This is a genomic window from Ruegeria sp. AK11, from assembly GCF_056541095.1.
Map to the genome: position 1 here is coordinate 636,347 of NZ_JBQFXU010000001.1, position 17,453 is coordinate 653,799.

Annotated in this window: 19 protein-coding genes; 7 read left to right on the plus strand and 12 right to left on the minus strand. The window is 58.8% G+C overall.

Features of this window, described 5'->3' with window-relative positions; genetic code table 11:
* Positions 1-95: 95 nt before the first annotated feature.
* From ACR0D9_RS03235 to ACR0D9_RS03245, 3 genes are read left to right on the plus strand one after another with little or no spacing between them, the layout of a single operon-like run.
* Entirely contained in the window at positions 96-809 is a 714-nt protein-coding gene (locus ACR0D9_RS03235; protein WP_480485912.1) for an ABC transporter permease, read from the plus strand.
* Entirely contained in the window at positions 802-1,536 is a 735-nt protein-coding gene (locus tag ACR0D9_RS03240; RefSeq protein ID WP_480537656.1) for an ATP-binding cassette domain-containing protein, read from the plus strand. Before ACR0D9_RS03235 ends, ACR0D9_RS03240 begins: the two co-directional genes overlap by 8 nt.
* Positions 1,537-1,556: 20 nt before the next feature.
* Positions 1,557-2,372, plus strand: a complete 816-nt coding sequence (locus ACR0D9_RS03245) for an ABC transporter substrate-binding protein (protein WP_480485908.1) — start codon at positions 1,557-1,559, stop codon at positions 2,370-2,372.
* 64 nt (positions 2,373-2,436) lie between these two features.
* Here ACR0D9_RS03245 and ACR0D9_RS03250 read toward each other — a convergent pair whose 3' ends face one another.
* The 10 genes from ACR0D9_RS03250 to ACR0D9_RS03295 all read right to left on the minus strand — a co-directional run bounded on the left by ACR0D9_RS03250 (position 2,437) and on the right by ACR0D9_RS03295 (position 11,588).
* Positions 2,437-3,309 (minus strand): substrate-binding domain-containing protein, encoded by an 873-nt coding sequence (locus ACR0D9_RS03250; protein WP_480485906.1) that lies wholly within the window; start codon positions 3,307-3,309, stop codon positions 2,437-2,439.
* Positions 3,310-3,435: a hypothetical protein gene (locus tag ACR0D9_RS03255; RefSeq protein WP_480485904.1), complete on the minus strand. Its 126-nt coding sequence runs from the start codon at positions 3,433-3,435 to the stop codon at positions 3,310-3,312.
* Positions 3,436-3,448: 13 nt separating this feature from the next.
* The gene (locus tag ACR0D9_RS03260) at positions 3,449-4,711 is read right to left on the minus strand and encodes a c-type cytochrome (RefSeq protein ID WP_480485902.1); all 1,263 of its coding nucleotides are present in this window, start codon (positions 4,709-4,711) and stop codon (positions 3,449-3,451) included.
* Positions 4,712-5,914, minus strand: a complete 1,203-nt coding sequence (locus ACR0D9_RS03265) for a formate dehydrogenase subunit gamma (RefSeq protein WP_480481324.1) — start codon at positions 5,912-5,914, stop codon at positions 4,712-4,714.
* 75 nt (positions 5,915-5,989) lie between these two features.
* Positions 5,990-6,583 carry a formate dehydrogenase FDH3 subunit beta gene (gene fdh3B / locus ACR0D9_RS03270; protein ID WP_209504177.1) on the minus strand — a complete coding sequence of 198 codons (594 nt, stop codon included), beginning with the start codon at positions 6,581-6,583 and terminating at the stop codon, positions 5,990-5,992.
* 12 nt (positions 6,584-6,595) lie between these two features.
* On the minus strand, positions 6,596-9,490 hold the full coding sequence (locus ACR0D9_RS03275; protein WP_480537658.1) for a formate dehydrogenase subunit alpha: 2,895 nt from the start codon (positions 9,488-9,490) through the stop codon (positions 6,596-6,598).
* Between the two features lie 105 nt (positions 9,491-9,595).
* Positions 9,596-9,784, minus strand: a complete 189-nt coding sequence (locus ACR0D9_RS03280; protein WP_209504175.1) for a ubiquinol-cytochrome c reductase iron-sulfur subunit N-terminal domain-containing protein — start codon at positions 9,782-9,784, stop codon at positions 9,596-9,598.
* Positions 9,785-9,845: 61 nt separating this feature from the next.
* Positions 9,846-10,457 (minus strand): TorD/DmsD family molecular chaperone, encoded by a 612-nt coding sequence (locus tag ACR0D9_RS03285; protein WP_480485900.1) that lies wholly within the window; start codon positions 10,455-10,457, stop codon positions 9,846-9,848.
* Positions 10,458-10,461: 4 nt separating this feature from the next.
* Positions 10,462-11,037, minus strand: coding sequence for a DUF3306 domain-containing protein (locus ACR0D9_RS03290; protein ID WP_480485898.1), 576 nt, complete (start codon positions 11,035-11,037; stop codon positions 10,462-10,464).
* Positions 11,034-11,588 carry a DUF3305 domain-containing protein gene (locus tag ACR0D9_RS03295; RefSeq protein WP_267365561.1) on the minus strand — a complete coding sequence of 185 codons (555 nt, stop codon included), beginning with the start codon at positions 11,586-11,588 and terminating at the stop codon, positions 11,034-11,036. Before ACR0D9_RS03295 ends, ACR0D9_RS03290 begins: the two co-directional genes overlap by 4 nt.
* A gap of 289 nt (positions 11,589-11,877) precedes the next feature.
* Here ACR0D9_RS03295 and ACR0D9_RS03300 point away from each other — a divergent pair, with 289 nt between their 5' ends.
* Complete coding sequence (locus tag ACR0D9_RS03300; RefSeq protein WP_480537660.1) at positions 11,878-13,830, plus strand: 4Fe-4S binding protein; 1,953 nt, start codon at positions 11,878-11,880, stop codon at positions 13,828-13,830.
* Here ACR0D9_RS03300 and ACR0D9_RS03305 read toward each other — a convergent pair.
* Entirely contained in the window at positions 13,824-14,552 is a 729-nt protein-coding gene (locus tag ACR0D9_RS03305) for a hypothetical protein (protein ID WP_480485895.1), read from the minus strand. The two genes, ACR0D9_RS03300 and ACR0D9_RS03305, sit on opposite strands and share 7 nt — an antisense overlap.
* Before the next feature lie 132 nt (positions 14,553-14,684).
* On the opposite strand from ACR0D9_RS03305, the gene ACR0D9_RS03310 reads away from it, so the two are divergent.
* The 3 genes from ACR0D9_RS03310 to ACR0D9_RS03320 are packed head-to-tail and all read left to right on the plus strand — an operon-like array spanning position 14,685 to position 16,917.
* Complete coding sequence (locus ACR0D9_RS03310) at positions 14,685-15,746, plus strand: Mrp/NBP35 family ATP-binding protein (protein WP_480485893.1); 1,062 nt, start codon at positions 14,685-14,687, stop codon at positions 15,744-15,746.
* Complete coding sequence (locus tag ACR0D9_RS03315) at positions 15,743-16,441, plus strand: biotin/lipoate--protein ligase family protein (RefSeq protein ID WP_480485891.1); 699 nt, start codon at positions 15,743-15,745, stop codon at positions 16,439-16,441. The genes ACR0D9_RS03310 and ACR0D9_RS03315 overlap by 4 nt, the downstream gene beginning before the upstream one ends.
* The gene (locus tag ACR0D9_RS03320) at positions 16,438-16,917 is read left to right on the plus strand and encodes a DUF6505 family protein (RefSeq protein ID WP_480485889.1); all 480 of its coding nucleotides are present in this window, start codon (positions 16,438-16,440) and stop codon (positions 16,915-16,917) included. Before ACR0D9_RS03315 ends, ACR0D9_RS03320 begins: the two co-directional genes overlap by 4 nt.
* Here ACR0D9_RS03320 and ACR0D9_RS03325 read toward each other — a convergent pair.
* Complete coding sequence (locus ACR0D9_RS03325) at positions 16,914-17,414, minus strand: flavin reductase family protein (RefSeq protein ID WP_480537662.1); 501 nt, start codon at positions 17,412-17,414, stop codon at positions 16,914-16,916. The two genes, ACR0D9_RS03320 and ACR0D9_RS03325, sit on opposite strands and share 4 nt — an antisense overlap.
* Positions 17,415-17,453: the final 39 nt, after the last annotated feature.

Sequence of the window (17,453 nt, forward strand, 5' to 3'; positions counted from 1 at the left end):
TGTCGGAATTGTGTCTGTACTTGGCACCGATATAAAGTAGTATTTCCCTGTAAACTTACGCGTTTTTATACGAAGGGTCGACTATAGGGAATAAAATGCAGGAATTTTCATCAGAATTCAGCGCTGCGATTGCCTTGATCCTTGGGGGAGATTCTGAGCTGTGGGCAATTGTGCTGTTGTCTCTGAAAGTGTCCGTATTTGCGGTGCTGGTTTCTGCTCTGATCGGAATGCCCGTGGGGGCTGCGTTGGCCGTCGCCCGGTTCCCCGGCCGCCGGATGCTGATCGTCCTGATGAATGCACTGATGGGGTTTCCACCGGTTGTCGTGGGCCTGCTGGTCTATCTGATGCTGTCCCGTTCGGGCCCCTTGGGGGTGCTTGAGCTTTTGTACACTCCGACCGCCATGATCATCGCGCAGGTGGTGTTGGTCACTCCCATTGTCGCGGCTCTGACGCGACAGGTTGTTGAAATGTTGGCTGAGGAATATTCTGAACAGCTGCGGTCCTTGGGCGTGTCACGGCTGGCCTCGGTTCCGGTTTTGTTGTGGGATGCGCGACTGGCACTTGTCACGGCCCTGCTTGCCGGTTTCGGACGCGCCATTGCCGAGGTGGGCGCGGTTATCATCGTTGGCGGAAACATCAATCATGTGACCCGCGTGATGACCACAACCATTGCGCTTGAAACGTCGAAGGGAAATCTGTCGCTGGCACTGGCGCTGGGGGCGATCCTGATCGGGATTGCAATTGCCGTAAACGCGATGGTCAGCGCGGTCAGTTTGCGGGCCGAACAGGAGGGGTTGCGCCATGCGTGACGTGATCTGTGACATGTCGAACTGTCTGACGGTTGAAAATGTGCAAATTCGCAGCAACGGCAAGGTTTTGCTGGATGTTCCTTCATTGATTCTGGATGGTCCAGGGCCGACGTTGCTTCTTGGCCCTAACGGTGCGGGCAAAAGTCTGTTGCTGCGGTGCTTGCACGGCCTGATTTCGCCGGATCGCGGGCGGGTGGTGCAGGATGGAAACCCTCTGGGCGCTGCGCAGAAAGCGCGCCAAGCCATGGTGTTTCAGAGACCGGTTCTGTTGCGACGGTCTGTTGCTGCAAACCTGGGCTTTGTCCTCAAACGACAGGGCATTGGGCGAACAGCAAGAAAGGCACGTATCACCGAGTTGCTGGCCGAAGGCGGGCTGGATGGTAAGGCCCGGCAATCCGCCCGATCACTGTCGGGCGGCGAGGCCCAGAGGCTGGCCATATTGCGTGCCTTGGCGCTGGAGCCCGAAACACTGTTTCTGGACGAACCGACCAGCGCCCTTGATCCCGGCGCGACACAGATGATCGAACGTATGGTTCTGCGCGCGTCGGCGCGGGGTGTACGGATCGTGATGGTCACACATGATATTGGCCAGGCCCGTCGTTTGGCGTCGGATGTGGTCATGATGCAGGGCGGTCATGTGGTTGAACACGGCCCCGCAAAACAGGTTTTGGATACCCCCGAAAGCGAAGCATCGCGTCGCTACCTCGCGGGTGGATTGGTTACCTAAAATATAAAACGGAGAAAATGATGTTCCGCGCAATACTTCGGGCGGCGGTGATAGCCTTTGGTCTGTCGGCAAATGCGGCCTTGGCAGAGACACCGTTCATTGTCGTGCAGTCTACGACATCCACCCAGAATTCGGGGCTGTTGGACTATATTCTGCCGTGGTTCGAGGCCGAGTCGGGCATTGACGTGCGCGTTGTGGCCGTAGGAACCGGTCAGGCAATCCGCAATGCCGTCAATGGTGACGGAGACGTCCTGCTGGTTCACGCCAAATCCGCCGAAGAGAAATTCGTCGCTGATGGATATGGCGTGGAGCGGAAGGACCTGATGTATAACGATTTTGTATTGGTGGGCCCCAAGGCAGATCCCGCTGGAATTCGCGGTGGTGCCGACATTCTGAGCGCTCTTACAGCGATTGCAAAGGCTGAAGCCCCGTTTGCGTCGCGCGGTGATGACAGTGGAACGCACAAGGCCGAGCTGCGGCATTGGTCGGCTGCGGGGCTTGACCCAACCGGCGCGTCCGGCAGTTGGTATCGGGAAACCGGTTCAGGTATGGGGGCGACGCTGAACGTAGCCAGCGGCATGGACGCGTACACTCTGACAGATAGGGCGACGTGGCTGTCCTTTGGTAACAGAGGCAATCTTGAGATCCTGGTCGAAGGCGACCCGCGTCTATTCAACCAATATGGTGTGATCCTCGTGAATCCTGAAAAGCATCCGCATGTACGGGCGGCCGCTGGTCAGCGTTTCATCGACTGGTTGACCGGGCTCGACGGGCAGCAGACGATCGCCTCTTTCCAGCTGGACGGTCAGCAGGTGTTTTTCCCCAATGCGCAATAAGCTGGCCTGCGGCCAGCCCCTGCGGGGCGAGTATTTTTGAAAAGATGAAGGCGCGGGTGGATTTTCACCCGCTGGCCCCATTGTGGTGGATCGTGCCAAGACCAGACAGGTCATAGCCGCCGAACTCGCGCGCCCGCTGGGCGAACTGACCCGAGCGCAACAGGGTTAGCAGTTTCTGTATCGGCGGATCGAAAAAGGCCCGACGCCAGATGGCAAGATCCAGCCGCTCGGAATGAGTGGGGACAAAACCTAAGTTGTAGAGACCGGCTAGGGCGCCAAGCCCAAAACCGGTCTCGGCCTTCCGGTCATGCAGGGCGATCGCAAGTTCTTCTTCTGTACGTGCGCAGCCGGGTCGAATGTCCAGATCATCCCGGCGCAGGCCGTGGGCGTCCAGTTGGGCGTCAAACAGGCGCTGGCTTGCCGCACTGTCCTGACGCAGTATGACGGTGCGTGACTTGAGGTCGTCAAAAGAATTGATGTCGGATATGCCCGGGGCAAGAAGCAATCCACGCTCACGTCGGGCGACTTCATATAGGATCACCGGGGCTTCGCCCAAAGTGTCTTGCAGGGATTCCTTGTTGAATCCGCCATTTTCGTGGATGTGTAACACAGCGGCCTGTGCGCTTCGTTCACTGAGCCTGATCAGGCCATCAAAAGAACCGTCGTAATAGGTGGCCAGCCCCGACCCACTTTCACGCAGCGCCCAGTCCAGCAAGGGATCGTGGCTGCCTGCTATGATCGGGGGCAGGGGCGGTTCTGCGACTTGAGGGCCGGATCGCGACGCGTTGAGCCAGGCAATGATCTCGGCCCGCGGAAACAACAGCTTGCCCATGGCGCGCACACACGGCACCTCGCCTGACGAGGCAAGGTCATAGGCCTTCCGCTCGCCAATGCGCAGCAGATCGGCCAGTTCACGGGTGGTCAGATATTGCGCCATTCAGTCGAGGCGCACGGCGATGCCGGACGTAGTGTCAGCGGTGCTGAACCCGATCTGTTCCAGCACAAGCGGGGCTGCGCCTGCAATAACGACCATCGCGGCGACGGCGGCAAGAAAGGCTTTCATGGGCTCCTCCGGTTCAGTTCCGGTCAGTTGTTGCGCGACGCAAAAAAGCAATAAGATCCTGGCGATCCTGTGCTTTGGCAATTCGCTGCATCGGCATTTTCGACCCCGGAATGTAGTGGTCTGGCCCCTCGTCGAAAAGGGCATTTATTGTCTCGTCATTCCAAATGATATCAGAGCCTTGCAATGTATCCGAGTACAAATATCCACGAACCGTGCCGGCCTGACGTCCAAATACACCGTGCAGGGTTGGGCCTGCACGTCGCGCGTTATCGGAGGACAGGCTGTGACAGATCGAACATTTGCGCGCAAACTGGCGTTCCCCGTTGTCCATCTCATCAGGATTTTTCAGGAAACTCGGTTCTGCCGAGGCCATCTGGTGTTGGTCGGACAGAGCGTCCACAGGCCAGCTGTACATCGCCTCGTCAAGTCCGCCCGCATGGATGTTTTTACCGTCTTTGGAAAATGCCAAAGCCCAGACCGGACCGCGCAACGTGGCGCGAAAATCCTGTGCAATGCGCCAATCGACGGTGTCGATGACCATAATATACCCTTCGCCATCGCCTACGGCCAAAAGTTTCCGATCCGGGCTGAGCGCAAGGGCAAGGATCGGGCGGCGGTCCAGAGTGAAATCGCGCTCTTCCCCGGTGGCAAGGTCAAGGATACGCGTAACACCGTCAACCGCACCATAGGCGATCCAGTTATCCTGTGCATTCAGGGCCAGTTCATTGATGCCGAACCCGTGCTCGACCAGACGCCTTTTTTCCTGCCTGCTGGATACATCCCATAGCCGCAAAGCGCCGTCGACGCCCGCCGAAAATAGCTGTGTGCCGTCAGGTGAGAATGCGACCGCATTCACGCCACTGCCGGTCGGTCCAAGCCGCGCGGGTTCTGTGCCATCGATAGGCCACAGGCCGATTGTTCCATCCCAGCTGGCGGTCGCAATTACGGTTTCTGAAGCCGCAAGGCTGACAATCTTGCCCTTGTGTCGGCCAATGACTTCACCGCCGGGCCATTTGCGCAGGGTGAAGTCGTCTCCGGCAGAATAGAAAGCGGAGCCGTTGAACGCGACTGTGTTCACGGCGGCTTCGTGCCCTTCGTACCATTCTGGTGTTTGCCCGGTCCAAAGGCCCACAGAGTTGTCGAAACTGGCTGTTGCGATGCGACCGTCAGGCGCGGCGGCGATGCCCATGATGGGGCCGCCATGCCCTTTCAGCGTGAAGAATTCTGCCACGGCGGGCAGGGGCACCAGCACCAGCGCCAGAACCAGCCCACGCATCTATTCAGCGGGTGAGGCGGCTGCTGTGTCAGCCTCTTTTTTCTGCACCTCTTCCAGCCAGAGTGAGTGATGCTCGCGCGCCCATTGTTCCTCGACCTCTCCGGTTCCCATGGCGTCAAACGCGCCCTCCATCCCGACCGAGCCGAGATAGATATGAGCGACGATGATCGCGATGAACACATAGGCAATCATGACATGCCAGACTTGGGCGAATTGCATCTCTTCCTGCGGTGACATCTGCACCGGCAAGGTCAGACCCAGCGCCTGCGGAATGCCCGTGGCGTTTGCGACCGAGAAGGTTTTGGCGAACAGGGGCATCTCGAACGGGAACAGCAGTGACAAGCCGGACAGGCTGATCGACACGCCCAGAAGGATGCAGGCCCAGAAAATGATCTTTTGCCCCGCATTGAATTTCCGGGCGGGCGGGTGGTTGCCCTTGGTGAACAGCCCCCCTCCGGCGGCGAGCCATTTCAGGTCGGTCCGGTTGGGAATGTTATGAGCAATCCAGTTCACCGTGACGATGATCAGACCCAGCATAAAGGCCCAGGCCAGATTGTTATGCAGCCACTTACAGCCCAGTGCGATGGTAGCGAAACCTTCCTTGCCGAAGATCGGAATCAGGAAGTCGCGGCCATAGAGCGTGAGCAAACCAGTAATGCCGAGGATTAGGAACGATCCTGCAAACAGCCAATGACCGAAACGTTCAATCCCGTTGAAGCGGGTAACCGTGCGGCCCGTTTTCTCTCCATCGATGCGGATTTTCCCACGGATCAGGAAGAACAGCAGAATGATGCCCAGCATCCCGGCGATGATGTAAGTGCCATATTCGCGCAGCGGTCCGCTGCGGAAGTTCAGCCACCACATGCCGCCATCCTGTATCAACACGCTTGCAGCGGGGCCGTTTGACGATACGGTCACATTGGCCGAGCCATAGCGCAACGCACGATATACATCACTGTCCGACGCGACACCACGGGTGCCAAGCTGACCCATCAGACCCTCGACATTGCTCTGGCCGGTATTGCCGGAGCGATATCCGTTATCCACCTGCTCACCACGTTGCCGGGCGAGAATGTCTTCGAGGGTCGTCGCTCCGCCGGTTCCCGCCCTTTCAGGCGTGGCGTTGCTGTCATCGGTCGTTTGGGCGGCTGCCGAAAAGGTCAGTCCAAGGGTGAACAGAAAAGCGATGAGAAAGCGGAGCATCTGAACCTCGGTCAAATTCCAAGATCGGACAACCCGCGCCGAGCGGGTTGTCCATTGCTTTGTGCAGACAGCGGCTTAGCCGTCTTTCTGGTCGTAGGCAGTACCCCAGCCCCAGGCGCCCGAGCCGAAACCGCGCGCCACGACGCGTTCGCGGTAAACAGCCGACACCACGTCGCCGTCACCGGCAAGCAGGGCCTTGGTGGAGCACATTTCGGCGCAGATGGGCAGTTTGCCCTCGGCGATCCGGTTGCGACCGTATTTGGCGAACTCTGCGGTCGAGTGGTTTTCTTCGGGACCACCGGCGCAGAAGGTGCATTTGTCCATCTTGCCGCGTGAACCGAAATTGCCTGCCTGCGGGTATTGCGGCGCGCCAAACGGGCATGCGTAAAAGCAATAACCGCAACCGATGCACAGGTCCTTGGAGTGCAGGACAACACCTTCTTCGTTCTGATAGAAGCAGTCGACCGGGCACACCGCCATGCAGGGCGCATCCGAACAATGCATACAGGCCACCGAGATCGAGCGTTCGCCCGGATTGCCGTCATTGATCGTCACCACCCTGCGGCGGTTGATACCCCAGGGTACCTCATGCTCGTTCTTGCACGCGGTTACGCAGGCGTTGCATTCGATGCAGCGTTCAGCGTCGCAGAGAAACTTTGCTCTAGCCATTAATCGTCCTCCTTACGCTGCCGAGATCTTGCAGAGAGTACACTTGGTCTCCTGCATCTGGGTCACTGAATCATAGCCATAAGTCTGGGCGGTGTTGGAACTTTCGCCCAGAACATAGGGGTCAGCACCGGCGGGGTATTTGTGCCGCAAGTCCTCGCCCTGGAAATGGCCGCCAAAGTGGAAAGGCATGAAGGCGACACCGGCACCGACCCGATTGGTCAGCATCGCCATCACCTTGACCTTACCGCCTTCCGGACCTTCGACCCAGACCTGTTGCCCGTCCCGAATGCCAAGGTTGTTGGCATCGCGCGGATTGATCTCGACGAACATGTCCTGCTGAAGTTCAGCAAGCCATGGGTTAGACCGGCTTTCCTCGCCGCCGCCTTCATATTCAACCAGACGACCTGACGTCAGGATTATCGGGTAATCCTTTGAAAAGTCGTTCTTTTGGATCGAAGCATAAAGGGTGGGCAGGCGATAGGCGTGCCGGTCTTCGTAGGTTGGATAGTCCACCACCAGATCACGCCGGTTCGTATAAAGCGGCTCGCGATGCAGTGGGATCGGATCCGGGAAGGTCCAGACGACCGCGCGGGCCTTGGCGTTCCCGAAGGGCGCACAGCCATGCTTGATCGCCACCCGCTGGATACCACCTGAAAGGTCGGTTTTCCAGTTGGTCTCGGGGCCTGCAACGGCATCGATTGCAGCGCGTTCTTCAGCCGTCAGGTCGCCGTCCCAGCCAAGGTCCATCAGCATCTGCATCGTGAATTCAGGGTATCCGTCCTGAATTTCTGATCCAACGCTATAGACCCCTTCGGCCAGCAGGTTGTCGCCATCGCGTTCCACTCCGAACCTGGCGCGGAAGGTCAAGCCGCCTTCGGCCACCGGTTTGGACATGTCATAGAGGTTCGGAGTCCCCGTATGACCCATCTCAGCGGTTCCCCAGCACGGCCAGGGCAGACCATAATATTCGCCGTCGTTTGGTCCACCAATGGCTTGCAGCGTGGTTCGGTCGAACGTGTGCTGGTAGGCCATATGGCTTTTCAAGCGTTCTGGCGACTGCCCGGTATATCCGATGGTCCAGAGGCCCGAGTTGAATTCACGCGTGATGCTTTCAACATTCGGGGTCTCGGGGTCTTCCATCTCGATATTGCGGAACAGGCGATCCGCCCAGCCGAACTTGTTGGCGAACTTGGCCATGATGACCTCGTCCGGCAGGCTTTCGAACAGCGGATCAACGACCTTGTCACGCCACTGCAACGAGCGGTTTGACGCGGTGACCGAGCCACGGGTTTCGAACTGCGTACAGGCAGGCAAAAGGTAGACGCCATCGGTGCGGTCATGCAGAACGGCCGAGACAGTGGGATACGGGTCGATCACGACCAGCATGTCCAGCTTTTCCATTGCCGTTTTCATTTCCGGACCCCGCGTTTGCGAGTTCGGCGCGTGACCCCACAGAACCATGGCACGGACATTGTTGTCCTGATCCATGTTCGCAGGGTCTTCCAGAACACCGTCGATCCAGCGGGATACCGGGATACCGCTTTCATTCATCAGCGGTTTGTCCTTGCCGTCTTTGCCCTTGATCGTGGCGAACTGGCCCTTCAGCCAATCCAGGTCTTCACCCCAGACGCGGCTCCAGTGGCCCCATGCGCCCGCAGACAGGCCGTAATAGCCGGGCAGGGTGTGGGACAAAACACCAAGGTCTGTCGCGCCCTGCACGTTGTCGTGGCCGCGGAAGATATTGGTACCGCCACCCGAGGTACCCATGTTGCCCAGCGCAAGCTGAAGCACGCAATAGGCGCGGGTGTTGTTGTTGCCGTTGGTGTGCTGTGTGCCGCCCATGCACCAGATGACCGTGCCGGGGCGGTTGTTGGCCATGGTTCGGGCAACACGTTTCAGTTGCGAGCCAGGCACGCCGGTGACGCGTTCTGTTTCTTCAGGCGTCCATTTGGCCACCTCATCCTGAATCTGGTCCATGCCCCAGACACGGGTGCGGATGAATTCTTTATCCTCCCAACCGTTGTCGAAGATGTGCCACAGGATGCCCCAGATCAGAGCAACGTCTGTGCCCGGGCGGAAACGGACATATTCATCCGCATGGGCCGCGGTGCGCGTAAATCGCGGGTCGCAGACGATCAGCGGTGCGTTGTTCTGCTCTTTCGCGCGCAGAACGTGCAGCAGAGAGACAGGGTGCGCCTCGGCCGGGTTGCCGCCGATGATGAAGATGGCGCGCGAGTTGTGGATGTCGTTATACGAATTGGTCATGGCGCCGTAGCCCCATGTATTCGCAACACCCGCAACCGTGGTCGAGTGGCAGATACGGGCCTGATGGTCCACGTTGTTCGTGCCCCAGTAGGCGGCGAATTTGCGGAACAGATAGGCCTGTTCGTTATTGTGCTTTGCAGAGCCCAGCCAATACACGCTGTCGGGCCCGGATTCTTCGCGGATCGACATCATGCCATCGCCGATCTCGTTGATCGCCTCTTCCCAGCTGATGCGCTTCCACTCGCCGCCTTCCTTTTTCATCGGATATTTCAGGCGGCGCTCGCCGTGGGCGTGCTCGCGAACCGAAGCCCCCTTGGCACAGTGTGCACCCAGATTGAACGGGCTGTCCCAGCCGGGTTCCTGCCCGACCCAGACACCGTTCTGTACTTCGGCAACGACGGTACAGCCGACCGAACAGTGGGTGCATACGGATTTGATGTTTTCGACGGCCTGATTGGCCGCTGTCTGGGCACTGGCTGGCGTCACGGTTCCACCCGTGGCACTGATCGCGGCAAGGCCGCCGATCGTCAGGCCCGAGCCACGCAGGAATGCGCGGCGATCGACGGTTTTCTCGCCGACCTGGGACAGGATACTTGTCCGCTGGGGGCGTCTCGCAACCCCGTTGGTCTTTTTCCTAAGCATGTCTTTCCTCCCTTGCGCGCCGTGTCAGCCACGGCTGGCTTGGTACTGCTGAAACCGACGTCAGGGCCAATCGCAACCGTCTGCCGGGTGTGAAAGCGTCCGGTCCTAGAACCGGGTGCTCTCGATGTAGGCGCGTGTATGCGCAGTATCCTGAATGCGGGTTTCGTCGGTCGGCAGCGCGGCGGCTTCGGCCTTCCCGGTCAGGCTGGCGGCGGCGACGGCAGCAGGTGCTGCGGTTCCGGCCAGTTTGAGGAAGTCACGGCGGGTGGCGCCTTCTTCCTTGGTCTTGCTCATGGGAACCTCCTTTCCCAATTGCAGTGTAACGCCCGTTTGGGCGCTGGCGAATGACAGCGGTTCACGCTGTCGTCATCCGGAACGCTTCGCGCTCGATCTCCATGAACACCCGACCGGCAGTGCCGACGGATGCATAAAGAACCGAGTTCTCGGCTGCTTCCAAATCCGAATAGAAATGCGTGGCCCACGGGCCGATATGCTTGCTCCAGAATGCCTTTTGGTCATCCAGGGATGCCGGGCTGCCAAAACGCCCGACGATCATTCCGGCCATCATCTCCATCAATGAAGCGATGTTATCTTCGGGCTCGAACACGTTCTGGGCACGTGTGATCCCGCGAACCGCCATGTCATTGCGCAGCTGAGCCAAGGGTTTCTCGTTCAAAAAGCCCGTCAGGTAGAAGCTGGCATAAGGCAGCAACTCACCCCGGCCCAATCCGATGAACAACGCATTGAATTCCCGTTCGGCAGCGGATGGCTTGGTCACCTTGGCAACCCGCGCCATGGATTGAATGGCCTTGCCAAGATCCGTGTCATCTCCGACCAGACCAGCCATTTGGTTCAGCAACATCTGGTCCGGAGGACCTGCCAGTAACAGACCCAGAAAGTTATAGAAATCCGCGCGCAGGCGATCCTCGGCTGAAACATCCAGAGTGTGCGCGTCACTTGCGGTCATTTGGTCATCCTTCAAATTCAAATGTCATTCGACGTGGCGACGGGAGACGTTCGAGTTCTTCGGGCTCTTCTACCTGAACCACTGAAACCGGATCTGGGGCAGGGTCGGGGTCAACTGACACGACCTCTGGTTCTGTGAGCGTCTCAGCTTCGATTTCGTCTACTTCCGATTCTTGCGCGTCGGCGGCCAGTGCTTCGACATGCGCCAGCATGCCTTTTCCAACCTGATAGGCGGTTTGGATGTTTTCGATCACGCAGGCCGCATCGGTGTAGTCCTCGCCGTAATCAACCAGCCCGTCGACATTGGCCAGAACAGGGTTCAACCGCCACAACCGCCGCAGGGCGCGGCGCCGCAGGCGATCAGGCACTGCCTTGGACATAAAGCCGGAAACATCATCGCCGGGTCCGAGGGTATCGGGATTGGGAAGGTTGAATTCGGCCAAAATCTCGGCGTCACTCTTTTCTTCAAGTTCGGCGTGATGGGCTGCGATCACCTGTTCTTCAAGGACCAGCGCCTCGGCTTCAGCTTCGGCCTGAACGGCTGCCTTTCGGCGCGACCAGAAATCACGCCGCTCTGTCATTGCAGCACCCGTCTTGGTGCGCGAAATACATCCGATGCCTGCCGGATACGCGCGTCGCCCTTACCATCCTCCACCAAATCGGTTCGCTTTCTGTCGCGACGGCGCTTGACGAACACTTCGTGCTGGTGATGTTTCAGGGTGAAATCCCGTACCCAGGCGATCAACCCTTCGGTCATTGGGATTTTCTCGACAATCTCTTCGCCGGTGTCCGCGTAATCCTGCCCCTGGAACGGAGAAGCGGTGATCAGAACTGCATTCAGGGGCGTGTCGCCCTTCAGCTCATTCCGCAGTACAAGATAGATCGAGGGTTGCCCGTCCGACAGGTTGACCAGGTAGGCTTCAGTCTCGTCCGCCCAGAGGGTCAGGGGAAGGGTGGCAGCGTGGTATTCGACCGCCTCGCCTTCGCGGCGCAGTTCCTGCCAATCGGCTGGCCCTGCACCGGGCAACACGGCGACCGCGCGCCAGTTCCAGCGGGCCCAACGTGTGACCCCGGGTGTTTTGCGCACAATGACGCCAACCGGCATGTCGATCTGGCTTGCGGCCTTGGCCACTGGATCCTCCCCGAAAGGCTCTCCCCTGCCTTTCCATGTCCACTATGGTACACAAAATAGCCACGTGCCAAGCCTGCGCTTTAATACTTTGGTCGTATTCCCGGTAGCGTCTTCGTGATCAAAGCCTGAGAAGGCTTTTGTTTTATGGGATTTTGCCGCGAAACTCTGCCGGGCGCGCTGTGCACTTCGCAGGGTTGAAGTTGCTTCATCGGGAATGCAGCCTAAAGTGCAAAGGCGGGAATGCAGCCTAAAGTGCAAAGGATCGGGACTGCTTCCCGAGGGAGGGGACATGGGCACGAAACTTTTGCTCTGCGATTGCGCGGGAACTCAGGCGCTGGATCCGGACAGGATCGAAAGCGCCTGCGGGATTACCTGTTCAAAGGTGCATACCGCGCTTTGCACAAAAGAACTGCAATCTGCTGCATCCTTGATGCAAGAGGGCGATACCGTCATCGCCTGTCTGCAGGAACAAGAGGTGTTCCGGTCGCTTGCCGAAGATATGAATGTCGAAATTCCCGGCTTTGTCGACCTGCGGGATCGCGCCGGTTGGTCCGATCAGGGCGCGGATGCGACGGCCAAAATGGCTGCCTTAGCTGCCGAAGCGTTCCTGCCGCAACCGGTGACGCCCAGCGTTGATGTTATCAGCGAAGGCACGTGTTTTATCATTGGTCCTGGTACCGTTGCCTTTGGACTGGCGGAAAGGTTGGCCCGAACACTGGCGGTAACCGTTCTGGTCACGGATCAGGCTGAGCCAGACTCTCGGGCCTTCGATGTCATTCGGGGACAATTGCGGTCTGTTTCGGGTGCTCTGGGTGGGTTTTCCTTGCGTCTGGACAATGTGCAGCAAGTGGTTCCCGCAGGCAGAGGTGCTTTCAATTGGACGGAACCAAGAGATGGGGCGCAATCGGCCTGCGATATCATTGTTGACCTGACGGGGGGCACGCCCTTTGTGCAGGCTCCGGCCAAGCGCGAAGGGTATTTGCGGGCTGATCCCAAGGATGCGGTTTCTGTAGAACGTCTGGCTTTTGACGCCGCCCAACTGGTCGGAACATTCGAAAAACCTCTGTACGTGCGACTGGAGGAAACACTTTGCGCCCATTCGCGGGCGGAACAGGTCGGATGCTCAAACTGTCTGGATATCTGCCCAACCGGTGCAATCACACCCTCGGGCGAGCATGTGGCGATTGATCCGATGGTCTGCGCCGGGTGTGGCGAATGCGCGGCGGTCTGCCCGTCATCGGCGATAACCTATGAAGATCCACCTGTTTCGGCCTTGCTGTCACGGATGCATATTCTGGAACGCACGTACCGAAGGGCAGGCGGAATCGCACCCCGGTTGCTTGTGCACGACGCCTACGGTGCCGAAATGATAAGGCTTACAGCAAGGTTCGGCCGGGGATTGCCTGCGGATGTTATCCCGCTGGAATTGAAAGTGATATCCGGGTTCGGCCATTCGGAAATGCTGGCCGCGCTGGCACATGGATTTGCGCGTGTGGATGTGTTGCTGGCCCCGAAGACCGAACGGGATGCGCTGGATCGCGAAATTGAACTGGCACGTGCCATAACCAGTTCGGATGCGATCGGGCTGATCGAGGAGGTGGACCCTGATGCGATGGCAGACTTGCTGTATGCGCAAAATGTCCCCGAACCGTTGGCAAATCCGGTCTTGCCACTTGGCAACCGCCGACAAATCGCGCGGCTGGCAGCACAGGCCCTGAACCCGCAGGCCAAAGCCCCGCTGCCATTGCCTGAAGGTGCGCCTTACGGTGCCGTTGCTGTGAATACAGACAGTTGCACGCTCTGTCTAAGTTGCGTGTCGCTGTGCCCGTCCGGGGCTTTGATGGATAACCCTGACAAGCCCCAGTTGAACTTTCAGCAGGATGCGTGCCTGCAATGCGGAATGTGCAAGACGATCTGCCCCGAAGACGCGATCACCTTGGTGCCGCAACTGGATCTGAGCGATGCTGCCCTGTCTCAGCAGGTCCTGAACGAGGAGGAACCGTTTGCCTGCATCGAATGCGGGGCTTTGTTCGGGGTGAAATCAACCGTTGAACGGATCATGGAAAAGCTTTCGGGCACGCACCCGATGTTTGCCACGTCGGATCAGGCACGGATGATCCAGATGTGCGACAATTGCCGGGTGAATGCTCATTTCCAGCAGCAGGACAATCCGTTCCAGTCAAAACCCAAGCCTCGGGTCGTTACCACCGAGGATTACTATTCGGATAGAAAGGATCACTGAAGCTTTAGCGGCGCGCCCAGATCAGCGGCGTCTATGCGCGAAACAAACGCCAGGATGGCTTCAAGATCGTCCAACGTCATCTTGACCGGGTGAATTGGGGATGGGCGCTCGGGATCAAAGGGCGGTGTCAACCCGTCGATCTGCGTGAATGCGGGGTGGGGATTGAGGGCAAAGAACGCTTCGAACCGTTCCGACCAATCCGGCATCGCGCGCAGGACGGCGAAAGAGGGGGTCGAGCCAAGCCCGTTCATCCGATTGCGGGGGCCAATCACATGACATCGACCACAATGGGTCATCGACAGTTCTTCGCCCAACACGGTGTTGCCGTCCAGGGTATCGTCCGACTGGGTGACCTTGGGATCAAAGCTGGCGCTGAACGGTTCACCCACCACAGGAGGAAAGCTTTCGACAGTGCGCTTGCCGATCTCTGATTGCAGCCAGTCGCGAAACCGGATTTGACGATCATCGCCTTCGATCCGCAGGTGATAAACCACGCCACCACGGGCAAAGACAGGATCGCCGGGTGGTTCGGTTACCAGCACCATGGCACCGGCATCATCTGCGACAACGCGTATCCCGGTCTTGAGAGAGAAGCGAGGAAGGATATGTTGCAACAGACCGGAGTCGTTAACCTCTGCCGGGGCCGCAAGGCCAATCGCCTCCTGCGACAAGGAGGGGGTGGCGGTGAGCGTCAGGCTCAGGCACAACAAGACAAGGCGCATGGTTTAGCCTAACTATGAAGGCTGTTACGCGTCAAATGAACAGAAAGAGACGGAGACACATGCAATGAGCGGCGACCAATACATGTCGACACGCACGCCCCTGTCGGCGGGGCATACCAAGGAGAGAACAGCGTGAGTGTTCGTGACGCGGTTCTGGCGAACCTGAAAAAGATCACCGATCCGGTTTCAGGTCAGGACATTGTCAGTGCGGGCATCGTGCGTGCGCTGAATGTCGAGGGCGATACGGTTCGCTTTGTCCTTGAGATCGACCCGAAGCATGCCGAAAAGATGGAACCTGTGCGCGCAACAGCTGAAAAGGCCGCACAGATGGTTGAGGGCGTCGTAAATGTTTCGGCCCTGATGACTGCGCATTCCGATAAGGCGCCGCCGGACCTGAAGCCGAAACCCAAGCCCTCGCAAACTGGACCGCAGGCCGTTCCCGGTGTCGACCGGATCATTGCGGTTGCTTCTGGCAAAGGGGGTGTGGGCAAATCCACCGTGTCGGCCAATCTGGCCTGTGCGCTGGCCGCAGAAGGGCGGCGCGTGGGTTTGCTGGACGCGGATGTTTACGGGCCGTCGCAGCCTCGGATGTTGGGTGTCTCGGGCCGTCCGGCCAGCCCCGATGGCAAGACCATCCTGCCTCTGCGCAACCACGGCGTCACCATGATGTCGATGGGGTTGATGACCAATGAAGGGCAGGCCGTTGTCTGGCGCGGGCCGATGCTGATGGGGGCGCTGCAACAGATGATGAGCCAGGTGCAATGGGGTGCCCTGGACGTGCTGATCGTCGACCTGCCGCCCGGTACCGGCGACGTGCAACTGACGCTGAGCCAGAAATTCAAGGTGGACGGCGCTATTGTCGTCTCGACGCCGCAGGACGTGGCGCTGATTGATGCCCGCAAGGGAATCGACATGTTCAATCAGCTCAAGACGCCTATCGTTGGGATGATCGAAAACATGTCCACGCATATCTGTTCGAACTGTGGGCATGAAGAACACGTCTTTGGTCATGGTGGTGTCAAGTCCGAGGCCGAGGCGATGGGCGTGCCGCTGCTGGGTGAAATCCCGTTGCATCTGGACATTCGTATCGCCGCAGACGGGGGTGCGCCTATTGTGGTCAGCAAACCAGACAGCCCTCAGGCCGAGGCTTTCCGCAAGATCGCCCGCGACATGATCGCCAAAGGCACCGCATGAGCCAACCGGTCTTTCCCCCTTTGTTGACGGGTCACCCGGTTCAGGGTGGGGAAGACCCGTTTGAACGCGCCCAGGCTATGGCGGCTTTGGGCTGCGATGCGGGGGCGGTTGTTTATAACATTCAGGCCGATTACCTGCGTGTCGCGATCGTTTTCGCGCCCGAGGTGCCGCTTCGGGACGCGATGGCGATGCTGCCGCTTTGTGCCGTTGGGTTTCAGAATGCGCTGGGCGCTCTGGCCCCACCCGAAGTGGCGGTGCATCTGGGGTGGGATGGTCTGATTTGTGTGAATGGTGCGAAATGCGGTGTGTTCCGCGTTTCGGCCTCCGGGGAAAACGCGGAAGAAGAACCGGATTGGCTGATTGTCGGCTGGGAGCTCGCATTGATGCAAACCAGCACCGCGCCCGGCGAAACGCCGGATGTCACAGCCCTTTATGATGAAGGTTGTGCCGAGGTTTCGGCCACGCAACTGGTCGAAAGCTGGTCACGCCATATGCTGACCTGGCTCAACCGCTGGCAGGAGGATGGCAACGCGCCCCTGCATGCCGAATGGATGGGCCTGCTGCGTGGCGTAGGTGAGCCACTGGTTGATGGCGGTGTATTCCTTGGCACGGATGAGAGGTTTGGAATGCTGATCCGCGACGGGGTCAACACCCGCCTGCGCCCGCTGACGGAACTATTGGAGAACGGACGATGAAACTGGCCCGCGCGATCCATTTCGATGAAAGCGACATGAACGTGTTCCATTCTCCGGCACGTACGGGCGAATGGTGCGTTTCGGGCGGGTTCGAGTTTTCGAACTGGAGCGGCGCGGATCTGGAAGGTAAGGCGCGTCAGGCTTTTGCGAATGGCTGGCTGGGGTTGGAAACCTTTGGCCGGGTGACATTTGTGGCGGTAACCCAGATCGAAGCGGCTGAAAGGGATCAGATCACCCGCAATCTGGCAGAACATTTCGTGCAGTATTACGGAGCGCCCTCGGTCGAAGCGGCATTGAGCGTGGCACAGAACGAAATCGATCACATGTCAGAGCTGTGTGAAGACCATGCGGCCAACACGCTGCTGACCGTCGCCAGAGAATTGTCTGAGACAGGAGTGCACGAAGCCTTTCGTGTGATCACTCCGCAAGACGCACAGCTAGAGGTTCTGGCGGTGCATGGGTCGCTGGACGACTAGAAAGGGTCGACAAACCCGCCGAACTGACCGCGCTTGAAGATCAGACCCTTGCCGGTGCGGTACATGACCTGATCCACATGACCCACAATGATCAGATGATCTCCAGCCTCGTGCCGGGCATGCAACCGGCAGTCAAACCGTGCCAGACAATTGGCCAGCTGCGGGCGATCAGCCTCGTCCGTCGTCCACTCGGCATGGGTGAAATCCACACCGTCGCGGGCAAATCTAAGCGCCTGGTCCTGTTGATCCTGAGCCATCACATGGATCGAGTAATGCGTGCAGGTGCTGAAAGTGTCGAAGCGGTTTGACTCTTTGGCCAGGCACCACAACACCAGCGGCGGATTTAGGGACACTGACGCGAACGAGTTTACAGTGATTGCACGCGGGCCGTCTTCGGTTTGCGCAGTGATCACGGTGACGCCTGTTCCGAAACATCCCAGCGCCTCACGAAAGGCGTGGCTTTGATCCGGGGTCGGTGTGAAATTCTTTTCCGTCATATCGCGCGCGTGTTCCTTGGCCGCGCATCAGGTGCCATG